Source organism: Variovorax sp. J2L1-78 (assembly GCF_030317205.1).
Lineage (GTDB): Bacteria > Pseudomonadota > Gammaproteobacteria > Burkholderiales > Burkholderiaceae_C > Variovorax > Variovorax arabinosiphilus.
Map to the genome: position 1 here is coordinate 1,211,943 of NZ_JASZYB010000001.1, position 24,061 is coordinate 1,236,003.

At 68.3% G+C, this 24,061-nt stretch carries 19 protein-coding genes; 9 read left to right on the forward strand and 10 right to left on the reverse strand.

All coding sequences use genetic code 11. The annotated features are described in order from the left end of the window. Positions 1 to 41 precede the first annotated feature (41 nt). Positions 42 to 1,007, reverse strand: coding sequence for an AraC family transcriptional regulator (locus QTH86_RS05870; protein ID WP_286645606.1), 966 nt, complete (start codon positions 1,005 to 1,007; stop codon positions 42 to 44). Positions 1,008 to 1,123: 116 nt separating this feature from the next. Between QTH86_RS05870 and QTH86_RS05875 the strand changes: the two genes are divergently transcribed. Then, complete coding sequence (locus tag QTH86_RS05875) at positions 1,124 to 1,543, forward strand: YbaN family protein (RefSeq protein WP_286645605.1); 420 nt, start codon at positions 1,124 to 1,126, stop codon at positions 1,541 to 1,543. A gap of 19 nt (positions 1,544 to 1,562) precedes the next feature. On the opposite strand, the gene QTH86_RS05880 is transcribed toward QTH86_RS05875, so the two are convergent. After that, entirely contained in the window at positions 1,563 to 2,378 is an 816-nt protein-coding gene (locus tag QTH86_RS05880; protein ID WP_286645604.1) for a substrate-binding domain-containing protein, read from the reverse strand. A gap of 105 nt (positions 2,379 to 2,483) precedes the next feature. Further along, complete coding sequence (gene metE / locus QTH86_RS05885) at positions 2,484 to 4,820, reverse strand: 5-methyltetrahydropteroyltriglutamate--homocysteine S-methyltransferase (protein ID WP_286645603.1); 2,337 nt, start codon at positions 4,818 to 4,820, stop codon at positions 2,484 to 2,486. A gap of 70 nt (positions 4,821 to 4,890) precedes the next feature. Between metE and QTH86_RS05890 the strand changes: the two genes are divergently transcribed. Next, positions 4,891 to 5,817 (forward strand): LysR family transcriptional regulator, encoded by a 927-nt coding sequence (locus QTH86_RS05890; protein ID WP_286645602.1) that lies wholly within the window; start codon positions 4,891 to 4,893, stop codon positions 5,815 to 5,817. Positions 5,818 to 5,820: 3 nt separating this feature from the next. On the opposite strand, the gene QTH86_RS05895 is transcribed toward QTH86_RS05890, so the two are convergent. Both QTH86_RS05895 and QTH86_RS05900 read right to left on the reverse strand, forming a co-directional pair. Further along, positions 5,821 to 7,194 (reverse strand): type II toxin-antitoxin system HipA family toxin, encoded by a 1,374-nt coding sequence (locus QTH86_RS05895; RefSeq protein ID WP_286645601.1) that lies wholly within the window; start codon positions 7,192 to 7,194, stop codon positions 5,821 to 5,823. Then, positions 7,191 to 7,499, reverse strand: a complete 309-nt coding sequence (locus QTH86_RS05900; protein ID WP_286645600.1) for a helix-turn-helix domain-containing protein — start codon at positions 7,497 to 7,499, stop codon at positions 7,191 to 7,193. The genes QTH86_RS05895 and QTH86_RS05900 overlap by 4 nt, the downstream gene beginning before the upstream one ends. A gap of 204 nt (positions 7,500 to 7,703) precedes the next feature. Between QTH86_RS05900 and QTH86_RS05905 the strand changes: the two genes are divergently transcribed. Together QTH86_RS05905 and QTH86_RS05910 are read left to right on the forward strand one after the other, a co-directional pair. Further along, positions 7,704 to 8,906 carry an MFS transporter gene (locus tag QTH86_RS05905; protein WP_286645599.1) on the forward strand — a complete coding sequence of 401 codons (1,203 nt, stop codon included), beginning with the start codon at positions 7,704 to 7,706 and terminating at the stop codon, positions 8,904 to 8,906. 219 nt (positions 8,907 to 9,125) lie between these two features. Beyond that, positions 9,126 to 10,196: an SDR family oxidoreductase gene (locus tag QTH86_RS05910; RefSeq protein ID WP_286645598.1), complete on the forward strand. Its 1,071-nt coding sequence runs from the start codon at positions 9,126 to 9,128 to the stop codon at positions 10,194 to 10,196. Positions 10,197 to 10,211: 15 nt separating this feature from the next. Here the strand turns inward: QTH86_RS05910 and QTH86_RS05915 are convergent, their stop codons facing one another. Further along, complete coding sequence (locus QTH86_RS05915) at positions 10,212 to 10,574, reverse strand: winged helix-turn-helix transcriptional regulator (RefSeq protein WP_444813586.1); 363 nt, start codon at positions 10,572 to 10,574, stop codon at positions 10,212 to 10,214. 113 nt (positions 10,575 to 10,687) lie between these two features. On the opposite strand from QTH86_RS05915, the gene QTH86_RS05920 reads away from it, so the two are divergent. From QTH86_RS05920 to QTH86_RS05930, 3 genes are read left to right on the forward strand one after another with little or no spacing between them, the layout of a single operon-like run. Continuing rightward, the gene (locus QTH86_RS05920; RefSeq protein ID WP_286645596.1) at positions 10,688 to 11,422 is read left to right on the forward strand and encodes an SDR family NAD(P)-dependent oxidoreductase; all 735 of its coding nucleotides are present in this window, start codon (positions 10,688 to 10,690) and stop codon (positions 11,420 to 11,422) included. Between the two features lie 39 nt (positions 11,423 to 11,461). Beyond that, a complete protein-coding gene (locus QTH86_RS05925; RefSeq protein WP_286645595.1) occupies positions 11,462 to 11,875 on the forward strand; it encodes a GFA family protein in 414 nt (137 codons plus the stop codon). Between the two features lie 46 nt (positions 11,876 to 11,921). Continuing rightward, complete coding sequence (locus tag QTH86_RS05930; RefSeq protein ID WP_286645594.1) at positions 11,922 to 12,524, forward strand: NADPH-dependent F420 reductase; 603 nt, start codon at positions 11,922 to 11,924, stop codon at positions 12,522 to 12,524. A gap of 19 nt (positions 12,525 to 12,543) precedes the next feature. Here QTH86_RS05930 and QTH86_RS05935 read toward each other — a convergent pair whose 3' ends face one another. Further along, positions 12,544 to 16,929 (reverse strand): DEAD/DEAH box helicase, encoded by a 4,386-nt coding sequence (locus QTH86_RS05935; RefSeq protein ID WP_286645593.1) that lies wholly within the window; start codon positions 16,927 to 16,929, stop codon positions 12,544 to 12,546. 330 nt (positions 16,930 to 17,259) lie between these two features. On the opposite strand from QTH86_RS05935, the gene QTH86_RS05940 reads away from it, so the two are divergent. Continuing rightward, positions 17,260 to 19,383: a GmrSD restriction endonuclease domain-containing protein gene (locus tag QTH86_RS05940; protein WP_286645592.1), complete on the forward strand. Its 2,124-nt coding sequence runs from the start codon at positions 17,260 to 17,262 to the stop codon at positions 19,381 to 19,383. A 301-nt stretch (positions 19,384 to 19,684) separates the two neighbouring features. On the opposite strand, the gene katG is transcribed toward QTH86_RS05940, so the two are convergent. Next, on the reverse strand, positions 19,685 to 21,937 hold the full coding sequence (katG, locus tag QTH86_RS05945; RefSeq protein WP_286645591.1) for a catalase/peroxidase HPI: 2,253 nt from the start codon (positions 21,935 to 21,937) through the stop codon (positions 19,685 to 19,687). 169 nt (positions 21,938 to 22,106) lie between these two features. Here katG and QTH86_RS05950 point away from each other — a divergent pair, with 169 nt between their 5' ends. Next, positions 22,107 to 22,874, forward strand: coding sequence for a histidine kinase (locus tag QTH86_RS05950; protein ID WP_286645590.1), 768 nt, complete (start codon positions 22,107 to 22,109; stop codon positions 22,872 to 22,874). Between the two features lie 48 nt (positions 22,875 to 22,922). Here the strand turns inward: QTH86_RS05950 and QTH86_RS05955 are convergent, their stop codons facing one another. Both QTH86_RS05955 and QTH86_RS05960 read right to left on the reverse strand, forming a co-directional pair. After that, a complete protein-coding gene (locus tag QTH86_RS05955) occupies positions 22,923 to 23,408 on the reverse strand; it encodes a GNAT family N-acetyltransferase (protein ID WP_286645589.1) in 486 nt (161 codons plus the stop codon). Further along, positions 23,374 to 23,952, reverse strand: coding sequence for a MarR family winged helix-turn-helix transcriptional regulator (locus QTH86_RS05960; RefSeq protein WP_286645588.1), 579 nt, complete (start codon positions 23,950 to 23,952; stop codon positions 23,374 to 23,376). The genes QTH86_RS05955 and QTH86_RS05960 overlap by 35 nt, the downstream gene beginning before the upstream one ends. Positions 23,953 to 24,061: the final 109 nt, after the last annotated feature.

The following is a 24,061-nucleotide window of genomic DNA, read 5'->3' on the forward strand; positions in this document are numbered from 1 at the left end:
AGGCCCGCAAGGGCGCGCCTTTAAGGGTCAGCGCAGGGCCGTCAGCGGCCCAACTGCCCCAGTTGCATCTCACGCAATCGCTTGACGTCGCGTGCCGGCGGCAGGCCGAAGAAACGGCTGTACTCACGGTTGAACTGCGACTGGCTTTCATACCCCACGCGATGGCCGGCGGTGGCGGCGTCCAGGCGCTCGCTGATCATGATGCGGCGTGACTCCTGCAGCCGCAGCTGCTTCTGGAACTGCAGCGGGCTCATCGACGTCACCGCCTTGAAATGCTGGTGCAGCGACGACACGCTCATGTGGATCGCGTCGGCCAGGTCCTCGATGCGCAGGGGCTCGCGAAAACGTTGCGACAGCAGGCCGATGGCCTGGGCGATGCGCTGGCTGTGGCTGTCGACCACGGCCATCTGGGCGAGCCGCCAGCCGTCGGGCGAGCGCAGCACGCGATAGAGGATCTCGCGCGAGATCAACGGTGCGAGCGCGGGCACATCCTCCGGCGTGTCCAGCAGCTTGACCAGGCGCAGCACCGGGTCGAGCAGCGTGGTCGACAGCTCGCCGGTGAAGATGCCGCGCTCCGGCGCACTGGGGGGCGACGTGTCGCCCAGACCGAACTCGAGTGCGAGGGCGGCGATGTCCTTCACGTCGAAGAGCAGGCGCAGGCCCAGGTACGGCGACTCGGGCGAGGCGTCGATCACCTGCCCCGACACTGGCAGGTTCTGCGAGGCCACGAGGTAGCGGCTGCCGTCGTAGATGTAGACCTCGTTGCCGAGCAGCACGCGCTTGCTGCCCTGCGCCAGCACGCAGAAGGCCGGCTCGTACATGGCATGCACCGGGTGCTGCATCTGCGAGAACCGCGCCAGCGCGAGCCGCGGAATCGCGGTTTCGTGCGAACCGTCCACCCGCGTCAGGCGGTCGATGGTCGCGGCCAGTTCGGCCCGCATCACCGTGACCTGCATCTGGTCGATGGGACGCTCGGCGCGCAGCGATGGAGGGGTGGATGTCAGCATGGACCCAAGCTTAGGCCGCGCGGCACCGGCTGTCTCTACCCCGGCGCGTTCGGTGGACCATCGTGCAAACATCCGCAACGATTCTGCAAGCGGCGATGGCACGACAATGGACCGGCATGCCCCGCCAAGGAGATCCCCCGCCCCCACGCCCCGCCATCCGGCCGCTGCCGCGCGCGGCGCGCTGGCTGCTGCTCGCCTTCGCCGGCCTGTGCCTGGTGCTCGCCGTCATCGGCGTGATCCTGCCCGGTATGCCGGCCACCGTGTTCCTGCTGATGGCGGCCTGGGCCGCAGCGCGCAGCTCGCCCCGTCTGCATGCCTGGCTGCTGGAGCACCGCTTGTTCGGCCCGATGCTGCGCGACTGGGAAAACGGCCACTGCGTGAGCCGACGCGCCAAATGGAGCGCCACCGCCACCATGGCCGTCGGCGCCGTCGTGCTGGTGTGGGCCGCCTACCGCCCCTGGATCGCCGCCGTCGGCATCGGCTGCATGGCGGTCGTGCTGGCGTGGCTGTGGCGGCGGCCGGAGCCGGCGGTCTGATCCGTCGTCGGCGGACGGTTCACTTGGCCGTGACGGGCTCCAGGCCGGTCTTGGCGATGGTGGGCGCGGCGGCCGGCGATGCCAGGTAGCGGATGAGTTCGGCGGCCGCCGCGGGTTGCTTCGACCCGGTCGCCACGCCGGCCGAGAACACGGTCACGCGCTGCACCTCGGCCGGCAGCGGGCCGATGTAGTCGATGCCCTCGATCGGCAGCAGCTCGCTCACCTGCTGCAGGCCCAGCGCCGCGTCACCTCGCGCTACCACGGTGCCCACGCGCTCGCTCAGGATGCGCCGGCTCTTGGGCTTGACCTGCGCCTCGATGCCGAGGTTCTTCAACAGCTCGGTCTCGTAGTAGGTGCCGCTCGCGCTGGCCGAATAGGCGATGGACGGCGCCGCCAGCAGCGTGCGCTTGAGTGCCTCCACCGTCGAGATGTCGGGCCGGGGTGCGCCGCGTTTCACGGCGAAGCCGATCGACGAGCGCACCAGGTCGACCTGGCTGCCGGCGACGACCTTGCCGTCCTTCACCAGCGCGTCGAGCGCCGAGCGCGCGAGGATCACGACGTCCGCCGGCTCGCCGCGGCCGAGGCGGCTGGGAATCGAGTCGGCGGCGTCGCCCATGGACGCGCCATAGGCGGTCTTCACCGTGTGGCCCGATCGCTGCTCGAAGTCCGGTCGCAGCTCGTTGTAGGCGGCGGTGAAACCACCCGAGGTCATCACGTGGATGTCGGTGCCGACCGGCTTGCCGCCGAGGCCGGTGCAGCCGGCCAGCGCGAGGGCACCGGCCAGGAGGGCGAAGCGACGAGTGATCGGGCGCGTGATCGAAGCAGTGGGTGCCATGGTGTCTCCAGGTCGTTGATTGCGTCCGGCCATCGTAGGCAGGCAAGCTGTCAAACAGCCGGCACCGGGACGAGGGTTATCCCGGGACACCCACCGCACTGCGACTCAGCCAGCCAGCTCCGCCCGCAACTGCTTTGCTGCCGCCACCATGTTGGCAAGCGCCGCCTCGGTCTCCGGCCAGCCTCGCGTCTTCAGGCCGCAGTCGGGGTTGATCCACAGGTGGGCGGGCGGCACCACGGCAGCGGCCTTGCGCATGAGGCGCACCATCTCGTCGGTGGTGGGCACGCGCGGCGAATGGATGTCGTACACGCCGGGGCCGATCTCGTTGGGGTACGCGAACGCGCCGAAGCCGCGCAGCAGTTCCATGTCGGAGCGGCTGGTCTCGATGGTGATCACGTCGGCGTCCATCGCAGCGATCTCCGGCAGGATGTCGTTGAATTCCGAATAGCACATGTGCGTGTGGATCTGCGTGCGGTCCGCCACGCCCGAGGCGCTGATGCGGAAGGCGCGCGTCGCGCCCTGCAGGTAGGGCTTCCAGCCGGCGCGGCGCAGCGGCAGGCCCTCGCGGATAGCGGGCTCGTCGATCTGCACGATGCCGATGCCGGCCTGCTCGAGGTCGACCACCTCGTCGCGGATGGCCCAGGCGATCTGCTCGGTGGTCACGCTGCGCGGCTGGTCGTCGCGCACGAAGGACCACTGCAGGATCGTGACCGGCCCGGTCAGCATGCCCTTCATCGGCCGCGTCGTCAGGCGCTGCGCGAAGGCGGTCCACTCGACCGTCATCGGCGCCGGCCGGGCCACGTCGCCGTAGATGATCGGCGGCTTCACGCAGCGCGAGCCGTACGACTGCACCCAGCCGTTCGCCGTGAAGGCGAAGCCGTCGAGCTGCTCGCCGAAGTACTCGACCATGTCGTTGCGCTCGGCCTCGCCGTGCACCAGCACGTCGATGTCCAGCGCTTCCTGCTTGCGCACGGCCAGCGTGATCTCCGCGCGCATCTGCTCGGCGTAGCCGGCGGCATCGAGCTCGCCGCGCTTGAAGGCGGCGCGTGCGGCGCGGATGGCCGCGGTCTGCGGGAACGAGCCGATGGTGGTGGTCGGCAGCGGTGGCAGCGCGAAACGGGCGCGCTGCACCGCCTGGCGCTCGGCGAAGGGCGCAGCCCGGCGGTCGTCACCGTCGACGCTGCGTGCCAGGCGTAGCGCGACGTCGGCACGGTGCACGCGTGGGCTGCTGCGCCGCGCCGCGACGGCCGTGCGCGCAGCCTGCAGCGCGGACGCGACCGTGCCCTCCTCCCCGTCGAGCGCGGCGCGCAGTACGCGCAGCTCGTCGAGCTTCTCCACGGCGAAGGCCAGCCACGGCTTCACCTCGGGGTCGAGCTTGTGTTCCGCCGCGAGGCCGAAGGGCACGTGCAGCAGCGCGCACGACGGCGCGAGCCACAGCGCGCCCCGGTGCTTGTCCGCCACCGGCCGCAGTCGCGCCAGTGCCGCGTCGAGGTCGGTGCGCCAGATGTTGCGCCCATCGACGATGCCGACCGACAGCACCTTGTGCGCCGGCAGCCAGTCGGCCACGCCGGTCAGTTCGTCCGCTGCACGCACCGCGTCGACGTGCAGGCCGGCCACCGGCAACTGGCAGGCCAGCCGCAGGTTCTCGGCCAGCGGCGAGAAGTAGGTCGCGAGCATCAGCCTGGGCGCGCTGCGGGCCAGCTGCCAATAGCTGCGCTCGAAGGCATGGCGCCAGACGTCGGGCAGGTCGAGCCCGAGGATCGGCTCGTCCACCTGCACCCATTCCACGCCCTGCGCCTTCAGCCGCGCCAGCACCTGTTCGTACACCGGTAGCAGCGCGTCGAGCAGCGAGAAGCGGTCGAAGCCTTCCGACTTCTCCTTGCCCAGCCACAGGAAGGACAGCGGCCCGAGCAGCACGGCCTTGACCGGGTGGCCGAGCGACTGCGCCTCGGCCACCTCCTCGAACAGGCGCTCCGAGCCCAGCGCGAAGCGCGTGGCCGGCGTGAATTCCGGCACCAGGTAGTGGTAGTTGGTGTCGAACCACTTGGTCATCTCCAGCGCGAAGGTGCCGGTGTGCGCATGCGCGCAGCCTTCGTGCCCGCCGGGTGCCGCTTCATCGGCCGCGACGCCGCGCGCCATGGTGAAGTAGCGCGACAGCGCGGGCTCGTCGCCGCCGAAGCCGAAGCGTTCCGGCTCGCAGCCCAGCAGCTGGATGTGGTTGGCGACATGGTCGTAGAAGGCGAAGTCGCCGACGGTCACGAGGTCGAGCCCGGCATCGCGCTGGGCCAGCCAGTGGCGGGCGCGCAGGTCGGCGCCGACGGCTTCGAGGGCGGCGCGGTCGATCTCGCCGCGCCAGTGTTGTTCGAGGGCGAACTTGAGTTCACGTTGTGCGCCCATGCGCGGAAAACCGAGGGTGTGGACGAGGGTAGGGATGCGTGTCATGCCGCGATGGTCGGGCTTGCGGCACTATGATTCAAACGAAACCTTTTGCCCATCAACTTGAATTTCATTCATGTCGCAATCGATCCTCGAAATCCGCCACCTGCGCACCCTGGCCGCGCTGCGCGACACCGGCAGCCTGGTGCGCGCTGCGCAGCTGCTCAACCTCACGCAGTCGGCGCTGTCGCACCAGATCAAGCTGCTGGAAGACCGCTACGGCACGCCGCTGTTCGAGCGCAAGTCGGTGCCGCCGCAGTTCAGCGGCACCGGCCTGCGACTGCTGCAGCTGGCCGACGCGGCGCTGCCGATGGTGGAAGAAGCCGAGCGCGACGTGGCGCGCCTGGCGGCCGGCGGCGCGGGGCAGCTGCGCATCGTGGTCGAGTGCCACACCTGCTTCGACTGGCTGATGCCGGCGATGGACGCCTTTCGCAGCCGCTGGCCCGAGATCGAGCTGGACATCGTCTCGGGCTTCCACCCCGACCCGATCGCGCTGCTGCTGCAGAACCGCGCCGAAGTCGCCATCGTCTCCGAGCAGGACCCGGCCGAGGCGGTCGACTACCACCCGTTGTTCCAGTTCGAGATCGTCGCGCTGCTCGCCAACGACCATGCGCTGGTGTCGAAGACGCACCTCACGGCGCGCCACTTCGCCGACCAGACGCTCATCACCTACCCGGTGCCCGACGACATGCTCGACATCGTGCGGCAGGTGCTGGCCCCCGCCGGCGTGCAGCCCGCGCAGCGGCGCACCACCGAGCTGACGGTCGCGATGCTGCAACTGGTGGCCAGCGGCCGTGGCGTCGCCACGCTGCCGCTGTGGGCGGTGCAGGGCTACCTCGACCGCGGTTACGTCACGGCCAGGCGGGTCGGTGCCAAGGGGCTGACCGGCGAGCTGCACATGGCCTGTACGGCGGCCACATCGGCCCGGCCATGGCTCGCGGACTTCGTGCAGATCACGCGCGAGAGCTGCTTCGTGAGCCTGCCGGGCATCGCGCTACTTTGAGCCCTAGGCGCGCGCGGCCTCGTCCCAGGCTGCGAGCAGGTCCGGCCGGCGCAGCCGCTGCAGCGCCTGACGCAGGTGCGGATGGTTCGCCACGCGGGCGAGCAACTGCTGCTTCTGCCGCGGCGTGAGGCCGCTGGCCAGGATCGGCGCCAGCCACTGCCGGCCGGCCTCGGCCGCCACGTCGCGCACCACCTTCGACGCGCCGGCCACCTGCAGGCCCAGTGCATTGCAGAAGGCCTGCAGCCGGGCCGGGTTGAAGATCGGCTCCACGTGCTGCTTCTCGGCATCCGGCATCAGCCGCAGCGCATGGCCGCGTGCGCCGGCATAGAGGAAGGTCGCCGTGATGTCGTAGGCCGGTGCCAGTGCGGCGTGATGCCGGTCGCGGTAGATCAGGCCCAGGTTCTTCAGGTGCATGTCGGCGTTGCCGAGCAGCTCGTTGACCTCGATGCGGCGCAGCAGCTCGTGCACCGCCGGTTCGCCGCACTGCGGCAGACCCAGCAGCACGGCCGCGATCGCGAGGTAGGACTCGGTGTACTTGTGCTCCGGCGGCTTGCCGAAGACCTGCGCGAAGTCCTCGAAGTGGACCTTGGCGCCGTGGTCGCGGTCGAAGCGCGTGACCGCCAGGAACTGGCCGTCGACCTCGTCGCCTAGGTCGTAGCGATGCGGCGCCGTCAGCGCCGTCATCGGCACCAGCTCGAAGCGGCACACGTCGACGCCGGCCAGGCCGGCCAGCGTCATGCCCAGGTGCTCGAGCTGCGGCATGCGCGGGTATTCGGCCGAGGGCAGCTTGGCGATGATGGCGGCGTCGCCCTGCGAGGTGCGGCCGACGAAGCGGCCTTCGGCAGTGCGGTTGACGCCGATCTTGGGCTGCACGCCGGAGATCGACAGCGCGTCCTGGAAGGGCTCCGACCAGACCGAGGCCTCGAGCGCGTCCTGGTTCTGCGTGACCAGGCGCTGCAGCGTGTCGCGGGAGATGTCTTCCCACTCCGCCGTGACCGCCCCCGGCATGTTCTTGCCGCAGGCCGCGATCATGGCCATGTGGTCCAACGGATCGATGGCCGCCTCTTCGGCCACGAAGCGACGGAAGATGCCTTCGGGCAGCAGGTTCTGGAAGAACGGCGGCAACTGGGCGTCGCCCTTGCTGCCGGTCGTGCTGTTGAATTCGGGCCGGGTCACGTCGAGCCAGAAGGACTGCTGCTGCGCCGGGTCTTCCGCGCGCATCGACTCCGACAGCACGTCGGCCTCGGCCCAGGGGAGGCGGGCATAGGCCTCGTCGGCGACGAAGCGCAGGATCGGCGGCAGGCCCGGCTGCGCGTACTTGAACAGGCAGCCGATGCGCTGGCCATGCAGCTTGATCACCAGCACCGGAACGTTCATTGGCGGCCTTCCCTGAGGCGCGCCAGCCGCTGCTGGACGGCCGACAGCGCATGCGTCGGGCTGCCCTCGGCGGGCGTCCGCAGCTCGGGCAGACCGCGCTCCAGCGCGCGGGGCACGGTGACCAGATCCAGCTGCAGCACGTCCATCACGGCCAGCAGGGTCGACACCTGCACGTCGTTGCCCTTGAGCAGCCGGTAGACGGCCTGGCGGCTGACGCCGGCCTTCTCGGTCAGCGCCTGTCGCGTCAGGCCGCTCGCCCGCCGGGCGGCTTCCACGCGTTCGGCCAGTTCCAACAAGGTGCTCATGGTGTTGCGTATCCGAGTATTCGATGGGTAGCTTATCGTATTTGCTACAAATACAAGTTGCGAATTCGATACGATTTATATTTACTTATCGTATTCGATACATTTACGGTCGGCACCACGACGCCGGGCACCCCAGCGAACCCCTCCCACCGCACCGCTTATGCTCGACCATCTCTTCGGCCACTGGCCGCGCACGCTCCCTCCATGCCCTCCAACGACACCGCGCGCGGCCTTCGCGCGCTGATCTTCGCCTTCACGCTCAGCCAGTTCTTCCGCACCTGCCTCGCGGTCATCGCGCCAGAGCTCCAGCACGACCTGTCGCTCTCGCCCGCCGGTTTCGGCACGCTGTCATCGTGCTTCTTCCTGGCCTTCGCCGTCGCGCAGATCCCGATCGGCATCGCCTTCGACCGCTACGGCGTCGGCCGCCCGACCCGCCTGCTGACCGGCGTGGGCGTGCTGGCCGCCCTGCTCTTCGTGGTGGCGCCCAACGGGGCCACGGCGATGGTGGCGCAGGCCGGTCTCGGCCTGGCCTGTGCGCCGGTCTTCATGGGCCTGATGCACTACGCGTCGGAGCACCTGCCGGTGCACCGCTACGCCACGGTGGTGGGCCGAGCCAATGCGATCTCGATGGTCGGCGCGCTGTGCGCCACCGCCCCGCTGGGCTGGGCCGCACACCGCTTCGGCTGGCGCACCGCCATGGCCGTGGCGGCCGTCTGCATGCTGCTGGCCTGCATCGGCGTGTGGCGCCACGTGCACGACGAAGGCCACGCCGACGCGCAGCAGGAGCGGCTGGGCGACCTGTTCGCCGGCAGCGCGCGGCTGCTGACGGTGCCCGCGATGTGGACGCTCATCCCCCTGTGCGTCGCGCTGGCGGCCGGCACCACCTTCCGCAACGCCTGGGGCGGCCCCTACCTGGCCCAGGTGTACGGCCTAGGCGCCGACGCGCGGGGCCTGGCGCTGGCCTTCGTCAGCCTGGGCGGCTTTGCCACCGCCCTGCTGCTGCCGGTGCTGGTGCGCCGCCACACGCTCAAGACCACGGTGATCGGCTGGGGCCTGATGTCGCTGGTCGGCGGCCTGGTGTTGAGCGTCGCCCCCGACGTCGGCCTGCTGCCCGGCGTGCTGCTGCTGACGCTGCTCGCCACCTTCGGCATGTGCCACCCGCTGGTCATGGCGCACGGCCGCGGCCTGGTGCCGCAGGCCCTGCGCGGGCGTGGCCTGGGCGTGCTCAACACCTTCGTCTTCCTGGGCTCGGGGCTCACGTCCTCGGCCTTCGGGCTGATCGCCGACGCCGGCCAGCGCAGCGGCGCGGGCGCCCCGGCCGCATACACCGGCATCTTCCTGTGCGCGTCGGCGCTGGTGGTGCTGGGCACGGCGGTGTACTGGTTCAGCCCGCGGCCGGCGCACTGAGCCACCGACTCGCTTGCTTTCCTACGCCGGTACGCGACAAGGGCGTGCGCTACCGCCCGGCCGCGCTGCCGACCATGGCGGTCTACCCACTGAGCACGGAGGCCCCATGAAACATCTTCTCCTCGCTGCCGCCATCGGCCTCGCCGCATTCGCGCTTGCCGCCTGCGACCCGACGCCCAAGACTCCGAAAGCCGCGACACCCGTCGCCGTGATGACCTGATGGCACACAAGGCCCTCATCGTCGGCGTCAGCGGCGTCATCGGCAACGCCCTGTCGGAGCAGCTGCTCGGCCAGGGCTGGTCCGTCCATGGCTTGTCGCGCGGGCGTACTGCCGTCGCTTCGGGCTGCATCCCCCTCATCGCCGACCTCACGAACCCGGCGCAGCTGCGCGACGTGCTGCAAGGGCTCGACGTGAGCCATGTGTTCTTCGCCGCCTGGTCGCGCCAGGCCAACGAGAAGGAGAACATCCGCGTCAACGGCGCGATCGTGCGCAATGTGCTCGATGCCGTCGGGCCTTCGTTGAAGGGCGGCCATGCGGCGTTGGTCACCGGCCTGAAGCACTACCTCGGCCCGTTCGAGGCCTACGCCACCGGCGCGGTGCCCATGACCCCCTTCCGCGAGGAACAGGGCCGCCAGGCGGTCGACAACTTCTACTACGAGCAGGAAGACCGCCTGTTCGAGGCCGCAGAGCGCCACGGCTTCAGCTGGAGCGTGCACCGGCCGCACACCATCATCGGCTTCGCGGTGGGCAACGCGATGAACATGGGCGTGACGCTCGCCGTGTACGCCACGCTGTGCAAGGCCACCGGCCAGCCCTTCGTGTTCCCCGGCTCGGCCGCGCAATGGAACAGCCTCACCGACATGACCGACGCGCGGCTGCTGGCGCGGCATCTCGAATGGGCGTCGACGAACGACGGCGGCAGGAACGAGGACTTCAACGTCGTCAACGGCGACGTCTTCCGCTGGAAGTGGCTGTGGCCGCGGCTGGCCGACTACTTCGGCATCGAGGCCGCGCCCTTCGACGGCACGACGCGACCGCTGGCCGACCGCATGGCCGATGCGCCCGCGCAGTGGGCCGCCATCGCCGCGAAGCACCAACTGCGCGAGCCGGACATCGACAGGCTCGCCTCCTGGTGGCACACCGACGCCGACCTCGGCCGGCCGATGGAAGTGCTGGCCGACATGACCAAGAGCCGCAAGGCCGGCTTCCTCGACTTCCAGAGCACGCCGGACGCGTTCTTCGACCTGTTCCAGCGGCTCGAGGCCGAGCGGATCATTCCGAAGCGCTGAGCGCCCGGCATCCTGCTAGGGCAACGTGTCGCGCCTGGCGAAGATGCTGGCCATTTCTGCCGCGTTCTCGGTTCCCCATGTGCACAACGGGACGATCGCGTCGGCCAGGCTACGGCCGAGCGGCGTCAGCGCGTAATCCACGCGGGGCGGCACCTCCTTGTAGTCATTTCGCGCCAGCACGCGATCGGCCTCCAGATCCTTCAAGGACTGGATCAGCACTTTGTCGCTCACGCCTGGAATCAGGCGCTTGAGCTCGCCGTAGCGCTTCGGACCGGCGCGCAGAAAGAACAGGATCAGCGGTTTCCACTTGCCCGAGATGATGCGCAGCGTGGCGTTGAGCCCGCAGCCGGTATCGCAGATTTCAGGGGGCTTCATCATTTCTTTGGTACTTACCTAAAAGTGCATACTTGTCTTTAGGTTATCAGAAACGCATATTCGTGTTCAAGGAAGCAGTTCCCTGCCTCCGTCCACTTGAATCAAGGATGCATGACATGACCAGACTGAATGGCAAGACCGCCGTGATCACCGGCGGCGCGACCGGCATCGGCCTCGCCGCTGCAAAGCGCTTCATCGAAGAGGGAGCCTTCGTCTTCATCTTCGGCCGTCGGCAGGAAGCGCTCGACGCGGCCGTTGCCGAGCTCGGGCCCCATGCCCGTGCTGTCCGGGGCTCGGTCTCCGACCAGGCCGACCTCGACCGGCTCTACGCAGCGGTGAAGGCCGAGCGCGGGACCCTCGACATCGTCTTCGCCAACGCCGGTGCGGGAGGCCCGCTGCCGCTCGGCAAGCTCACCGCCGAGCACATCGACGAAACCTTCGACACCAACGTGAAGGGCACGATCTTCACGGTCCAGAAGGCGCTGCCGCTGATGGGCCAGGGCGGATCGATCATCCTGACCGGATCGAGCGCCGGCACCACGGGCGCTCCGGCATTCAGCGTCTACAGCGCGAGCAAGGCGGCCGTGCGCAACCTCGCGCGGACCTGGGCGGAGGACCTCAAGGGCACCGGCATCCGGGTCAACGTGCTGTCGCCCGGACCGACCGCGACCGACCTCGCGAAGGCAGCGCTGGGCGAGGATGGCGTCAAGGCCTTCGGCGCGATGACGCCGCTCCAGCGCATGGGCGATCCGGCGGAAATCGGCGCGGTGGCTGCCTTTCTCGCGTCGTCGGACAGCAGCTTCATGACGGCCAGCGAAGTCGCCGTCGACGGCGGCCTGGCGCAAATCTGACGCGCCACCTTCTACTCAACGCGGACAAAGGAAAACACGATGGCGAAGAAGACCTATCAAGGCTCGTGTCACTGCGGTGCGGTCGCCTTCGAATCGAAGATCGACTTCGACAAAGGAACGACGCGCTGCAATTGCTCGATTTGCACCAAGTCGCGCTTCTGGTTTGCCATCGTGCAACCTGAGGATTTCAAGCTCGAAAGAGGCGAAGACCAGCTGTCCGACTACGCCTGGATTCCGCCTGGCAAATCCGAGTCCCACCTTCGCTACCGCTTCTGCAAGACCTGCGGCGTCCGCATCGTCGGCGAGGGAAACGGAGCGACGTTCTACGCCGTGTCCATTGCCGCGCTGGATGGTGTCGAGCAAGACGCCGACCAGCTCGCCAAGACTTTGAAATTCAACGACGGCCGTCATGACGACCTCAAGCATGCGCCGGCCGACACGCGCCTCCTGTGAACCTCATCGAACTCCTGCGTGCAGCACGCGGATCTGAAAGAAAACCATGAACTACGCCATCATCGGCTTCGGCAAACTCGGCCAGGCACTCGCCAAGGCGTTTGCCCGAAGCGGCATCGACGTGTCCGTTGCAACCACACGCGACCCGGAAAGCTTCGCGTCCGCTGCGGCCGCGATCGGGCCCCAGATCACGCCCACCACGCTAGCGAAAGCCGTGAAGGCGGACATCGTCTTCTTGGCTGTCCGTTTCGAGTCGCACCCAGAGGTCGCGAAGGCACTGCCGACCTGGGAGGGAAAGACCATCGTCGACGTAACCAATGCCTACGGCGTGTCCCCCGAGGCACTGGGAGGACAGCCTTCGTCCAAGGTCGTCGCGCAGGCCTTCACGGGTGGAAAACTGGTCAAGGGCTTCAACCATCTGGTCGCTGCCGTCCTCGACCGGGATCCGGCCGTACAGGGCGGCAAGAGAGCCGTGTTCCTGGCCAGCGACGATGACGGCGCAGCAGCGGAGATCGCCACGCTCGCGGAAAAGCTCGGCTTCTCGCCGATCCAGCTCGGCGGGCTCTCGGAAGGCGGACTGCTGGTGCAGGCGCGCGGAAAAAGCTGGGGACCGCTGATCTTCAAGGACCTCGTCAAGTTCGACCATTGAAGAGTGATCGGCGCGACAGCTAGCCCCCGAGCGCCTGCGCCACGGCGCTGTCGAAGACGCGCGACGACGGGTCGAGCGCCAGTGCGCGCCGCGCCGCCTGCGTCTCTACCCCATCGAGCGTTTCGAGCAGCGCGACCTCTCCCGCGATGCTGGTCGCGACCGGCACGCCATCGCGCCACAGCACGCGCGAACCGGCGACGCGCGGCACCTTCGGCCCGTTGACGATGGTGCCCAGCAAATTCGCCGGGTCGCTGGCGGCCAGTGCGATGAAGGCGCCGTCGTGCGGCTCGCGCCGGACGCGGCGCATCGACGCCACCGCCTCGGGCAGCGCGAACTGCTCACCCGACACGCCGGCGATGAAGCGCCCGCCACGGATCTCGCCGCGCGCCTCCAGCCGACGGCACACGCGCACCAGGTCGCGCCACGGTGGCAGCCAGGCGGGCTCGCGCTCCAGCAGGCGCCAGCAGATCACGCCGTAGCGGCGCAGCAGCACATGCACGACCTGCTCGATGGCCTCGGCCGAGCCCGGGTTGGCCGATTCACTCGCCGACGGCGGGCGCACCAGCGTCCAGCGCCCCGCATCCTCGATGCCGAACAGCGGCACGCGACGGCGGCGGCGCGTGTCGGCCGACGCGCGCTTCGACGCCGGCACCAGCAAGGCGCGCAGGCCGGCGTAACTGTCGCAGCGCACGCGGCCTTTCGCGACCAGCTCGGTCAGCGCCTCTTCGATCTCGACCGGCAACAGCCGCGTGCCGTCCGCGATCTCGTCGAAGAAGCAGGCGCCGTGCTGCTTCAGGTGGTCGGCCACGCGGGATGCGCGCGAGCCGAGGTTGTCGTCATCGGCGGGCGCGGGCGCCAGCGCCGTCCACAGCGCGGCGCTGCGGCGCGGCAACAGCACGACCGGCGTGGCATGCAGCGACAGGCTGCCAGCGCCCTTGCGCCCTTCCACCGATGCGGCGTTCGGCCGCAGCCGCGTCCACAGCACGCGGCCGGCCGTGCACAGGTCGTCGAGCCACGCACCCGCGTAGTCGGTCACGCGCGCGGGCAGCACCTCCGCCTCCCACAGCGGCGCGGGCGCCTCGTAGCCTTCGAGCTGCGAGAGCACGCCCGACAGCGCCTCCGGCCCGCTCACGCGCGATGCGGCGCCGACGTGCTGCCACTCGAACAGGAAGCGCACGAAGTCGCGCGGCTCCACCGGCTCGATCTCGCGGCGCAGGCGCTTGAGCGTGTAGCGGTGGATGCGCGCAAGCAGATGGCGCTCGCACCATTCGACGTGTTCGGTGCCCGGCGTGAACCGGCCTTGCAGCACGCTGCCTTCGGCCTGCAGCGCGAGCAAGGCGGCTTCGACATCGGCGACCGGTAGGAACAACGGCGCAGCCAGTTGCTTGACCGTGACCGGGCCGAGCCCGCCGAGGCGCGAGCGCAGCAGTTCGCGCAGCGCGGCGTCGCGGTCGTCGGGTCGCTCGGCATCGGCGGGGGCGGTGATGGCGGGCTGCATCGGCGCATCGGGCGCGATGGCCTGCAGCAGCGGCAGGCGCTCGGCCGCCACCCACACGCCGCGCGCGCTGCGGCCCTTGCCGTCGAGCAGCAGGCGCGTCGCGCGCCCGGCCTTGGCCAGCGCGGTCAGCCACTTCTTCCAATCCGCCTGCGCCGCCACCTCGTCATCGCTCACCGCGCCGAGCATCCCCAGCGCCTCATGCATCTCATCCGTGCTGCGCGGCTGCGGCCAGGCTTCGTCGCGCACGCTCGCGATGGCGTCGGCGTCGAGCTGGCCGACGTCGTCGGCGCTCTCGGGGTCGGTGTAGCGGCGGTTCTGCACGGCCTGCGTGCGGCGCTCTTCCAGCGGCGCGTCGTCGAGAAAGGCGTAGGGCCGCGCGTTGAGCGCTTCCATCGCCAGCGGCGACGGGCCGGGCAGGTCGCGCGCCAGCACGCGCACCTCGCCGGACTCCATGCGGCGCAGCAGCGCGAGCCAGCCGTCGGCGTCCATCGCGTCGTGCAGGCAATCGTCCATCGTCTGCGCGACCAGCGGATGCTCGGGCACCTCGCGCTCGCCGACGATGTTCTCCAGGCAAGCCACCTGGTCGGGGAACACCGCGGCCAGCAGGTCTTCGGCGCGCATGCGCTGCAGCTGCGGCGCCACCTTGCGCCCGCCGGTGAAGCGCGGCAGCGCCAGCGCCGTGGTCGCGTTCCAACGCCAGCGCACGCCAAAGAGCGGCGCGTCGAGCAGCGCCTGCACCAGCACGTCGAGGGCCGAGTTGGAGTGCAGGTAGCGCGCCACCTCGTCGAGCGGAAAGCTGTGGCTGGTCGACAGCGACAGCACGATCGCGTCTTCGGTCGCCGCGGCCTGCAGCTCGAAGTTGAAAGTGCGGCAGAAGCGCTTGCGCAGCGCCAGGCCCCAGGCGCGGTTCAGCCGGCTGCCAAAGGGCGAATGGATGACGAGCTGCATGCCGCCCGAGGCGTCGAAGAAGCGCTCCAGCACGAGGGTGTGCTGCGTCGGCAGCGTGCCGAGCACGGCCGCCGCATGCGCGAGGTGCTCGACGATCTGGCGCGCGGCTTCTTCCGCCAGGCCCATCGTCGTCGTCAGCAAGGCCATCGCGCCATCGCGGCCGCTCAGCGCCAGCACCGCCCCCACCTCCTCGCGCAGGCGCGACACGCCGAAGGAGAGTTCGTCCGTCCGTCCCGGCGCCTCGCCGAGCCAGAAGGGAATGTTGGGCGCTGCCCCCTGCGCGTCTTCCACCCGCACGCGGCCCGGCTCGATCTTCAGGATGCGGTAGCTGGTGTTGCCCAGCTGGAACACGTCGCCCGCCAGGCTCTCGACTGCGAAGTCTTCGTTGACCGTGCCGATCTTGTCGGCCTGCGGCTCCAGCATGACCGTGTAGTCGCCCGTCTCGGGGATGGTGCCGCCGGAGGTCAGCGCCGTCATGCGCGCGCCCTTGCGCTCGCGCAGCAGGTGGTTGACGGCGTCGCGATGCACATAGCCCGCACGCTGGCCCTGCCGCGTGGTGAAGCCTTCCGACACCATCCGCACCACTTCCATGAAGCGCGCATGCGTCAGTTGCGCATAGGGCCAGGCGCGGCGCACCAGCGCGAAGAGATCGTCTTCGTGCCATTCGCGGCACGCCGTCTCGGCCACGATCTGCTGGGCCAGCACGTCGAGCGGCGCGGGCAGCACGCGCAGCGCGTCGAGCTCGCCGCGGCGGATGCAGTCGAGCAGCGCGGCGCATTCGACCAGCTCGTCGCGCGACTGCGGAAAGAGCCGCGCCTTGGGCACGCCGCCCACCGCGTGGCCCGAGCGCCCGGCCCGCTGCAGGAAGGTCGCGATGGAACGCGGCGAGCCGAGCTGGCAGACCAGGTCGACGTCGCCGATGTCCAGCCCCAGCTCCAGCGAGGCGGTCGCGACCAGCACCTTGAGCTCGCCGCGCTTGAGCCGCTGCTCGGCGTCGAGCCGCGTCTCTTTCGAGAGGCTGCCGTGGTGCGCCGCCACCGCCTCCTTGCCGAGGATGTCACCCAGGTGCCGCGCCGCGCGCTCGGCCATGCGGCGCGTGTTGACGAACACCAGCGTGGTCTTGTGCAGCCAAACGAGTTCGGCCACCCGCGCATACACCTGCGTCCACTGCTCGTTGGACATCACCGCCGCCAGCGGCGTCGGCGGCAGTTCCAGCGCCAGGTCGCGCTGCTTGGCGTAGCCGATGTCGACGATCGCGCAATCGGCCGTGCCATCGGCCTTTACCCCGCCCGTACCGACCAGGAAGCGCGCCACCTCGTCGATCGGCTTCTGCGTGGCCGACAGACCGATGCGCACCGGCCGCGCGCCGCCCGCGTCCATGCACAGCGCCTGCAGCCGCTCCAGCGACAGCGCCAGATGGCTGCCGCGCTTGCTCGCGGCGATGGCGTGGATCTCGTCAACGATCACGCTGCGCACCGGCGCGAGCATCTTGCGGCCCGACGCCGAGCCCAGCAGCACGTAGAGCGATTCCGGCGTCGTCACCAGGATGTGCGGCGGCCGGCGCAGGCTCTGCTGCCGCTCCCGCTGCGGCGTGTCGCCCGTGCGCACTGCCGTGCGGATGTCGACATCGGGCAGCCCCAGCGCCGCCAGCTCCGCCCGAATGCCGGCCAGCGGCGCGTCGAGGTTCAGGCGGATGTCGTTGGAGAGCGCCTTGAGCGGCGAGACATAGACGACCGCCGTTTCATCCGGCAGACCACCCGGCGCGAGGCCCCGCACGACCAGATCGTCGAGCGCGGCGAGGAAGGCGGTGAGGGTCTTGCCCGAGCCGGTGGGCGCGGCGACAAGGGTGTCACGGCAGGCGCGGATGGTCGGCCACGCGGCGGATTGGGCAGGTGTGGGGGCGGGGAAGGTTCGGGAGAACCAGGTAGTGACGGCGGGGTGGAAGGGGTCGGACAGCACGGGGTCATCACATCAGCGCGTGGTGGGTGACGTCAAGGCGTCGAGATGTCGGCGGTGAACTCGTCAACATGTCCCTCGGTAGACCATCACGGAAAAATGCGCTACATTTTTTAACACTTATGAATTACTGGGCGGCCGACTGCTTCGAGCGCGAGGCCCCAATACCCCGCGCGGACTTGCGACGCCGCCATGAGCTGGAGGCTCAGAGCAACCGCTTGTGTGTAGCCCCAGCAAAGAAACGCAGATGGCTCGCCGAGTGGCAATCAATCTCGAAATCACGGCACTGATGGCCGAACGCCAGCATGCAGCAAACAGTCTTTAAGGATAAAAGTGAAAGCAACAGAAGCGAACCTGCTCAAATTCCTCAGGAAGTCTCCTCAGTTCGTCATTCCAATCTACCAGCGCAACTACTCGTGGACTGCGGGACAGTGCCGCCAGCTGTGGGCCGACCTGATGCGTGCGGGCCGCGATCAGAAGGTTCAAGCGCACTTCATCGGCTCCATCGTCTACGTTGAGCGTGGCCTGTCGTCGGTCACAAGCCAAGAAGCTCTGTTGGTCATTGATGGCCAGCAGCGCTTGACCACCAGCACCTTGCTAATTGCGGCGCTGGCAAAGCACTTCGAGGAACAAGGGCTGGGCGAGCTGTTGGAAGCCTTCTCGAACAAGAAGCTCCGAAATTACTACCTGCTGAACCCGGACGAAGATGGCGAACGCCACTTCAAGCTGATCCTGTCTGAGACCGACAAGGACACGATGCTGGCGATCCTGCAAAACACACCCATGCCCGCAGAGGCTAGCAGCCGCATCACGGAAAACTATGCCTTATTCCAAGAGCTGATCAGCGCCAACCAAGCTGAGCTAGAAGCGATCTGCCAAGGCCTTGCCAAGCTGGTGATCGTGGATGTGTCGCTCGACCGTGCCCAAGACAACCCGCAGCTGATCTTTGAAAGCATGAACTCCACCGGGCTGGAACTCAGCCAGGCGGACCTCATACGCAACTTCATCTTGATGGGCCTTGAGCCCAAGCTACAGACCGAGCTGTACAAGACCTACTGGCGCCCCATGGAACGGGCATTTGGCCAAGCGGCTTATGTGGTGCACTTCGATGCCTTCATGCGCCATTACTTGACGGCCAAGACTGGCGAGATTCCGAACGTGCGCGAGGTCTACGTTGCGTTCAAAAGTTTTGCACGTGGGCTCAAAGGCGACACGAGCGACTTGGTGGCCGACATTCACGCCTATGCGTCTTACTACTGCGCCATGGCATTGGGCACAGAAAGCGATGCCGCGCTCAAACAGGCCTTCCATGATTTGCGCGAGCTGAAAGTGGATGTTGCCTACCCTTTCTTGCTCGACGTCTATCACGACTATAAACAAGGGCGCCTGACCAGTGCAGAGGTGCTGCGCATCGTGCGATTGGTGGAGAGCTATGTGTTCCGCCGCGCTATCTGTGCCATTCCAACCAACTCGCTGAACAAAACGTTCGCTGGCATCAGCCGCACGCTCAAGAAGGACCGATACCTTGAGAGCGTGCAGGCAGCATTCCTTATGCTGCCCTCATACCGACGCTTCCCCAGCGATGATGAGTTTCAGCGCGACGTGAAGATGCGCGACCTCTATAACTTCCGCAGCCGCAGCTACTGGCTGCGCCGCCTTGAAAACCATAGGCGCAAAGAGCGGGTGATGGTGGAGGACTACACCATTGAACACATCCTGCCGCAAAACGAAGCCCTGTCAAAGGAATGGCAAACCGAGCTGGGCACCGACTGGCAGCGCATCCAGCAAGACTGGCTGCACACATTGGGCAACCTGACGCTGACCGGCTACAACAGCGAATACAGCGATCGCCCTTTTGCCTACAAGCGCGACCAAGTCACCGACGCAGACGGCAACCCCGTTGGCTTCGCCCACAGCCCACTCAAGCTGAACCTGGGGCTTGGCAAAGTCAGCCAGTGGAACGAAGAGGCCATCAAAGATCGTGCCGCCCGACTGGCCGCAGACGCAGCCAAGGTATGGGGAGCCCCTCAACTGACAGACGACGTGCTGGATGCCTACAGTCCCGCCGCAGCCAAACTCGGCCAGCAATACTGCATAGCAGACCATGCGCATCTGGTGGCCGGGCCGATGCGCGAGCTGTTCGAAGCCTTGCGCAAGTCGATCCTGGCACTTGATCCGTGCGTCAGCGAAGAGTTCTTGAAGTTGTACGTCGCCTACAAAGCCGAAACAAATTTTGTGGATGTGGTGCCGCAAGCCAAGCGCCTACTCCTAGTGCTCAATCTGAGCGTTGACGACATTGAAGACCCAAAGGGCCTGTGCCGCGACGTTTCCAACATCGGCCGATGGGGCAATGGGGATGTGGAGATCGGCCTAAGCACTGCTGATGAACTGCCCTACGTGATGGGCTTGATACGCCAGTCATTCGACCGCCAGATGGGCGGCCCTCAAGACGCCTGAGTCCTCACAGAACCAAGTATCCAAAGACGCACGCATGATCATCCAGAAATCGAAGCACATTCGCCAAAAGCATAAAGCGCAGACCTTATCGACGACGAGATCGCCAAGCTCAAGGCCATGTTTCCTGAGTTGGTGACACTCGGCGAGAAGGCCGAGGCCTAGGGCCTGAATCCTCGAGCTGTCAATACAAGCTTCCGGTGGGTTCGAACGACCGCTGTGATCAGGTTGGCTGGAGACATGGTCGCGAAGAATAAGCCCGTGGAGCGCGCAACCAGCCGGTGCGCGCTCCAGGCATCGACGATCAGGCGATGTCGAACCGATCCAGTTCCATCACCTTGACCCAAGCCGCCACGAAGTCATCCACGAACTTCGCCTGGCTGTCCGCACTGCCGTAGACCTCGGCGATCGCACGCAGTTGCGCGTTCGATCCGAACACGAGGTCGGCGCGCGTGCCGGTCCACTTCAGTTCGCCGCTCTTGCGGTCGCGGCCTTCGAACTGCTCGCCGGCGCCGTTGACCGAGGTCCATGCCGTGCCCATGTCGAGCAGGTTGACGAAGAAGTCGTTGCTCAGCGTGCCCGGCGTCTGCGTGAAGACGCCGTGTTGGCGCTGCGCGGTGTTCGCGCCCAGCACGCGCAGGCCGCCGACCAGCACGGTCATCTCGGGCGCGGTGAGCGTCAGCAGTTGCGCCTTGTCGATGAGCAGCGCTTCGGCGGGCACGGCGAACTGCGCCTTGGTGTAGTTACGGAAGCCATCGGCGACCGGCTCCAGCGGCGCGAAGGAATGCACGTCGGTCTGTTCCTGCGATGCGTCGGCGCGGCCCGGGGTGAAGGGCACCTTGACGTCGCGGCCGCCGTCGCGGGCGGCCTGTTCGACGGCGGCACCGCCGGCCAGCACGATGAGATCGGCGAGCGAGATCTTCTTGCCACCGGTCTGCGCCGCGTTGAACTCGGCCTGTATGCCTTCGAGCACCGACAGCACCTTGCCCAGCTGCGCGGGCTCGTTGACGGCCCAGTCCTTCTGCGGCGCGAGGCGGATGCGCGCGCCGTTGGCGCCGCCGCGCTTGTCGGAGCCGCGGAAGGTCGATGCCGAGGCCCAGGCGGTCGACACCAGCTGCGCGGTCGTCAGGCCCGACGCCAGCACCTTCTTCTTGAGCGACTCGATGTCCTGGGCGTCGACCAGTGCATGGTCGACGGCGGGCAGCGGGTCTTGCCAGATGAGTTCTTCGGCCGGCACTTCAGGGCCGAGGTAGCGCACGCGCGGGCCCATGTCGCGGTGGGTCAGCTTGAACCAGGCGCGGGCGAAAGCGTCGGCGAACTGGTCGGGGTTCTCGAAGAAGCGGCGCGAGATCTTCTCGTAGGCCGGGTCCATGCGCAGCGCCAGGTCGGACGTGAGCATGGTCGGCACCAGCTTCTTCGACGGATCGTGCGCATGCGGGATGGTCGCTTCGGCGCCCTTGGCGACCCACTGGTGCGCGCCGGCGGGGCTCTTGGTCAGTTCCCACTCGAAGCCGAACAGGTGCTTGAAGTAGTCGTTGCTCCACTGCGTGGGCGTGGTGGTCCAGGTCACTTCGAGGCCGCTGGTGATGGTGTCGGCGCCCTTGCCGGTGCCGAACTTGTTCTTCCAGCCGAAGCCCTGCGCTTCCAGGCCGGCCGCTTCGGGTTCTTCCGCCACGTTGTCGGCAGGGCCGGCACCGTGGGTCTTGCCGAAGGTGTGGCCGCCGGCGATGAGCGCCACGGTTTCCTCGTCGTCCATCGCCATGCGGGCGAAGGTGTCGCGGATGTCGCGGGCCGAGGCGATGGGGTCGGGCTTGCCGTCCGGGCCTTCGGGGTTGACGTAGATCAGGCCCATCTGCACGGCAGCCAGCGGGTTCTCGAGGTCGCGGGTGTGGGGCGCCTTGCTGTCGTCGTCCTTCACGAGCACGCCGCCGGCCTTGTCGACGCCGGGCGAGCCTTGCGAATAGCGCTCGTCACCGCCGAGCCACTTGGTCTCGCGGCCCCAGTACACGTCCTGGTCGGGTTCCCACACGTCGGCACGGCCGCCGGCGAAGCCGAAGGTCTTGAAGCCCATGGTTTCGAGGGCGACGTTGCCGGTGAGGATGATCAGGTCGGCCCACGAGATCTTGCGGCCGTACTTCTGCTTGATCGGCCACAGCAGGCGGCGCGCCTTGTCGAGGCTCACGTTGTCGGGCCAGCTGTTGAGCGGCGCGAAGCGCTGTTGGCCGCGCCCTGCCCCGCCCCGGCCGTCGCCGATGCGGTAGGTGCCGGCGCTGTGCCAGGCCATGCGCACGAAGAGGCCGCCGTAGTGGCCGAAGTCGGCCGGCCACCAGTCCTGCGAATCGGTCATGAGCGCGGCGAGGTCCTTCTTGACCGCGGCCAGGTCGAGGCTCTTGAACTCGGCGGCGTAGTCGAAGGCTTCGCCCATGGGGTCGGACTTCGACGAGTGCTGGTGCAGCAGGTCCACGCGCAGTTGCTGGGGCCACCAGTCACGGTTGGTGGTGCCGGCGCCGGCGGCCTGGTGGAACGGGCATTTGGCTTCGTTGGTCTGCGTGCTCATGGGGATACTCCTTCTAGGTTTTGGCTATGGCGAGAGACGTGTCGATTGTTGTCTCGAAAGAGCGGTCCGGCGAATAGGGACTCTCAATCTGGCCGATAGGGTGCCGGCCTACACAGGCTGTGGCTTTAGGCGACGGCTAAAACGGCCGGTCGTCAGTCAGCATATCGCGATGCCCGCCCCCAAGCCATCGCCCATCGACGCTCGGTTTCCTGCGGGCATGCCCTTCATCCGGGTGCGACAGGCGGCACGCCGCGCGCGTGCCGGCGCGGCGCCCGACGCCTTCGGATGGCTGGTCGACCGCGCCGTGCACGACCTGCGCAATTCGCTGTCGGCCATCCGCATCGGTGTCGAGTTGATGAACCGCACCGACGGCACGGTGCCGGCCCCTGCCGCGGCGGTGCTGGCGCACATCGACAGCGCGGCGCAGCGCGCCAACGCCCTGTCGGACGAACTGGCCGACGCATGCCGCCTCGCGTCGGGGCTCGACCTGGTGCTGCACCCGCGTCGCTTCGGCCTGCACGCGGCAGTGCGGCAGGCGCTCGACGCCCTGCCGGGTTCGGCGGCGGCGATCGAGCACGACCGGCTCGGCGAAGGCGACTGCACCGCCGACCCGTCGCGCATTGCGCGGTTCATCGCCCTGGCGATCGACGAGATCACGGCCAGCGCGCCGTCGGCCCTGGTCATCGTGATCAGCGAAGTGGCGAGCGACCGCTTCCGCATCGCCGTGCACGGCGACGGCACGCGAAGCGCGGCGCTGCCACCGGCCACCGCGCATGTCGCGCGTCAGGCGCAAGACGAGGCCCGCCGCCGCACGCTGATGCTGCAGGCCATCGCGCAGGCGCATGGCGGGCGGGTGCAGATCAGGAGTGACACCGACTCCCACCGGACCATCGACGCGAGCTTTGCGAGCCTGCCCCTCGCACAGGGCGCGGCCTGAGCCCAGGCGAGGCGGCCGGGCGCCCTGCCCATTCACCGCTTCACGGCCTCACAGCCGCCGGTACATCACCAGCGCGTCGGTGTACCCGAGCACCGGGTGATGAAAGGCCTCGGGGACGCGGCCCACGGTGTCGAAGCCCATGCTGTGCCAGAGCGCGACCGCGCGATGGTTGCTGGCGACCACGAAATTGAACTGCATGGCGCGAAAGCCGGCCGCGCGCGCCGCGTCGAGCGAATGCGCGCACAACGCGCGCGCGACGCCGCGGCCCTGCGCATCGGCGGCCGTCATGTAGCCGCAGTTCGCGACATGCGCGCCGCCGCCGTTGCGGTTGGCGTGGAGCACGTAGGTGCCCAGCACGCGCTCGCCCTCGTGCGCAACGAAGCACTCGTTGACGGGGGCCAGCCAGGCGTGCAGCGCGGAAGCGCGGTCGGTGTCGCGTGGAAAGTCGTAGGTCTCGCCGGCGCGGATGACGGGCTCGAGGATGCCCCACAGGGCCTCTTCATCGGCTGGCGTGGCTTTGCGGATCGAGAACATGGCTGCGGGGCTCCGTCGACGAGTTGGACAACGACGATACAACGGGCGGCGCCGCACCGCGCCGGCCGCGGTCGGCCTTGGGCAGCACCGCGGTGTCGAGCATGCGATCGGCCTGGGCCTGCAGGCGCCGCAGGGCCGCGTCGAAGCGGGTGGCCTCCTCCGCATCGAGCGCCGTGCCCAGTTCGGCGTTGATCGCGCGCACCAGCGGAAACAGCTCGTCGTACAGTGCGCGGCCCCGCTCGGTCAGCGCGAGCGCCACCTGGCGGCGGTCGCCGGCGCGGGTCTGGCGCGAGATCAGGGCCTTGGCGACCAGCGAGCCCACGGCCTTCGAGGTGCGGGCGCGGTCGAGCTGCGCATGCTCGGCCAGCTGCGACGAGCTCAGTTCCCCCAGGCTCGCCAGCGTGACCAGCAGCCGCCACTCGCGCCGCGTGATGCCGAAGCGGCCTTCGCACAGCCGCGTGACCATGCGGCCGGCGACGACGACCAGGCGCGAGAGCCGGTACAGCAGCAACGCCTCCAGCGGTTCGCGGGGTGGCAAGGTCATGGGGGCGGGGCTCTCCGGGTTAGTCCGGACAATGGTTGATTTGATCAATCGACTGTAGCCTCACCAGAATCGCCGGCAGCCGCCGCGCACCCGCCACGCCGCATCGCAT

Bases quoted from the DNA above. Each gene is read 5' to 3' on its own strand.
- QTH86_RS05880 (WP_286645604.1), bottom strand. From the start codon at position 2,378: ATGGCACCCACTGCTTCGATCACGCGCCCGATCACTCGTCGCTTCGCC.
- QTH86_RS05960 (WP_286645588.1), bottom strand. From the start codon at position 23,952: ATGACCTTGCCACCCCGCGAACCGCTGGAGGCGTTGCTGCTGTACCGG.
- QTH86_RS05870 (WP_286645606.1), bottom strand. From the start codon at position 1,007: ATGCTGACATCCACCCCTCCATCGCTGCGCGCCGAGCGTCCCATCGAC.
- QTH86_RS05925 (WP_286645595.1), top strand. From the start codon at position 11,462: ATGGCGAAGAAGACCTATCAAGGCTCGTGTCACTGCGGTGCGGTCGCC.
- QTH86_RS05955 (WP_286645589.1), bottom strand. From the start codon at position 23,408: ATGTTCTCGATCCGCAAAGCCACGCCAGCCGATGAAGAGGCCCTGTGG.
- katG (WP_286645591.1), bottom strand. From the start codon at position 21,937: ATGAGCACGCAGACCAACGAAGCCAAATGCCCGTTCCACCAGGCCGCC.
- QTH86_RS05900 (WP_286645600.1), bottom strand. From the start codon at position 7,499: ATGAGCACCTTGTTGGAACTGGCCGAACGCGTGGAAGCCGCCCGGCGG.
- QTH86_RS05910 (WP_286645598.1), top strand. From the start codon at position 9,126: ATGGCACACAAGGCCCTCATCGTCGGCGTCAGCGGCGTCATCGGCAAC.
- QTH86_RS05950 (WP_286645590.1), top strand. From the start codon at position 22,107: ATGCCCGCCCCCAAGCCATCGCCCATCGACGCTCGGTTTCCTGCGGGC.
- metE (WP_286645603.1), bottom strand. From the start codon at position 4,820: ATGACACGCATCCCTACCCTCGTCCACACCCTCGGTTTTCCGCGCATG.
- QTH86_RS05895 (WP_286645601.1), bottom strand. From the start codon at position 7,194: ATGAACGTTCCGGTGCTGGTGATCAAGCTGCATGGCCAGCGCATCGGC.
- QTH86_RS05915 (WP_444813586.1), bottom strand. From the start codon at position 10,574: ATGATGAAGCCCCCTGAAATCTGCGATACCGGCTGCGGGCTCAACGCC.
- QTH86_RS05890 (WP_286645602.1), top strand. From the start codon at position 4,891: ATGTCGCAATCGATCCTCGAAATCCGCCACCTGCGCACCCTGGCCGCG.
- QTH86_RS05920 (WP_286645596.1), top strand. From the start codon at position 10,688: ATGACCAGACTGAATGGCAAGACCGCCGTGATCACCGGCGGCGCGACC.
- QTH86_RS05905 (WP_286645599.1), top strand. From the start codon at position 7,704: ATGCCCTCCAACGACACCGCGCGCGGCCTTCGCGCGCTGATCTTCGCC.
- QTH86_RS05930 (WP_286645594.1), top strand. From the start codon at position 11,922: ATGAACTACGCCATCATCGGCTTCGGCAAACTCGGCCAGGCACTCGCC.
- QTH86_RS05875 (WP_286645605.1), top strand. From the start codon at position 1,124: ATGCCCCGCCAAGGAGATCCCCCGCCCCCACGCCCCGCCATCCGGCCG.